Genomic DNA, 2,390 nt, shown 5'->3' with positions numbered 1-2,390 from the left:
CGAGTCGCCGACGATAGAGGCGCTGGCGCTGCATATTGCGCGAACCGACAAGGAAGCGTACTCGGCGCTGACGCCAGCGGAGCCGCGCGAGCATTATCCGGTTTCCTCCGCCCAGAAGCGGATGTTTATCATGAGCCAATTTACCGGCTCAGGCACGAGCTATAACATACCTAGCGTCATGTTCGCCATTGGCGATTTGGATCTGGATCGATTCGAGCAAACGTTTCAGCGTTTGGTCGCCCGGCATGAATCGCTGCGCACGACGTTCGAAACCGTTGGCGGCGAAGCGGTGCAAATCGTTCATGCGGATGTCGATTTCCAGGTTGAGTTCGCGAGGAGCTCAGAGGATCAACTGGGATCCATCGTCGCTGACTTTGTGCGGCCATTCAATTTGCAGATGGCCCCGCTGTTGAGGGTCAAGCTCGTTCATCTAAGCGCTCAGCGCTATTTACTGCTGTTCGATATGCACCATATCGTCTCCGACGGTGTGTCCATGGGCATTTTGCTGAAGGAATTTACATGTTTATATCACGGTGGCGATTTGCCTGAAATATCCGTTCATTATAAAGATTTTGCGGTTTGGCAGAACAGCATGCTTGTTTCCGCAACGATGCGCGAGCATGAAGCCTATTGGTTAGAAGCGTTTGCCGGCCATATTCCGGTGCTGGCGCTACCGACGGACTTTCCAAGACCATCGGTGCAAAGCTTTGAAGGAGATGCGGTCATTGTGAGGACCGGGCAGCAATTGCAAGATCGCCTTCATCAACTGGCGTCTGATCGCGGTGCCACGCTTTACATGGTTTTGCTTGCCGCTTATCAGATCCTGCTTTCCCAATACAGCGGGCAAACGGATATCATCGTAGGCACGCCGGTAGCGGGCAGAGCGCTGACGGAAACGGAAGAGATGCTCGGCATGTTCGTCAATACGCTTGCGATTCGCAGCCAGCCCGAAAGCGGCAAGACATTCGCGCAGTTTTTGGAGGAAGTGAAGCAACGTTCCCTGCTTGCTATGGAACATCAGATTTACCCGCTAGAATCGTTAATTGAGCGCTTGGAGCTGCGCAGGGATTTAAGCCGGAATCCGCTTTTTGATACGGTTTTCAGTGTGCAGAACCAGGAGATGGGCGCATCGGAGTTTGCCGGTCTGCGATTTGAGCCCTATAACAGGGAGCACACCATCGCCCAGTTCGATTTGTCCGTCAAAGCGATTGAGGATGAGGGCGACATCGTGCTGCATGCGGAATACGCCACCCATTTGTTTCAGAAAGAAACGATCGAACGGATGATGAACGATTACCAAACGTTACTGCAGCTAGTTACGGAAAATCCGGACATGCTGTTGGGCGACATCGCGCTTCAGCGCTACGACAAGCTGGAAAATGTGCTCCAGGACGAAGTGGAGTTTCTGTTCTAGCTATAGCTAAATGCTTACGAAGTGAATTTTGCTGCGCAAAATTCTTAGGAGGATGCTCATGATCGATAAATATTCGCAAAATATGATGCTGGCCGGCGGTCAATTTGAAAAAGAACAGCAGTATTGGCTGAACAAGCTCCAGGGTGAGATCATCCTCTCGGAGTTTCCGCGGGATGCTGTTCGCTCGGCTGCTGGCGGCGACAACATGACGGCGATCAAATACAGTTTTCCGCCAGAGCTTTCGCAGAAACTGCAAGCGATCACGAATCTGTCCGATTTCGCTCTTTTTATGATCCTTGTGTCCGGGGTCAAATATATGTTGCATCGGTATACCTCCCAAGCGGAGATCACGGTCGGCATGCCCGTTTTCAAGCAAAATAAGCAAAGTGAAACACGGGTAAATTCACTGTTGCTCTTGCAAACGACCTTTATGCAGGAGAGCTGGACATTCAAGCAATGGCTGACGGCTGTTAAGGAAACGATCACCTTGGCCAATGAGCATCAAAACTTCCCATTTGCAAAACTGGCTGAATGGCTTGATCTTCCGGCAGGGGACGGGGAAAAACCTTACTTGCCAACACTCGTATTGCTAGATAACATTCACGACCAAAGCAGCTTAAATGATGTCCAGTCAGATGTCATGTTCCAGTTTTCTCAGGCCGAAGGACAGGTAGAACTGGTTGTCCGCTACAATAGCGGCATGTACAGCGAATTCATGATGAAGCAAATTGCGTTTCATCTGATTCACTTTTTGCGGTCGGCTTTGAACGAGCCGGACCGCAGCTTGGCGGAGCTGGAGCTGCTATTTCCCGCCGAAAAAACACAGCTGCTGGGTGAATTTAGCGGTACCGGAGCGGCATTCCCGCAGGATCAGACCATCCATAGCCTGTTCGAGGCGCAGGCTCAGCGGACGCCGGATCGCATCGCTGCTTCCTGCGGCGAGGAAAGGCTGACTTACCGCCAGCTGAATGAACGC

At 51.8% G+C, this 2,390-nt stretch carries 2 protein-coding genes; both read left to right on the top strand.

Annotation, left to right across the window (positions count from 1 at the left end; translation table 11 throughout):
- On the top strand, window positions 1-1,414 hold a 1,414-nt coding region (locus ABRS97_RS27880; RefSeq protein ID WP_367819432.1), incomplete at its 5' end, for a condensation domain-containing protein.
- A gap of 58 nt (window positions 1,415-1,472) precedes the next feature.
- A partial coding sequence (locus ABRS97_RS27875; RefSeq protein WP_367819431.1) for a condensation domain-containing protein occupies window positions 1,473-2,390 on the top strand: 918 nt, incomplete at its 3' end.

Source organism: Paenibacillus tabacirhizosphaerae, assembly GCF_040812395.1.
Taxonomy (GTDB): domain Bacteria; phylum Bacillota; class Bacilli; order Paenibacillales; family NBRC-103111; genus Paenibacillus_E.
The sequence above is the reverse complement of the archived record's forward strand: the minus strand, read 5'-3'. Positions and strand labels throughout refer to the sequence as shown.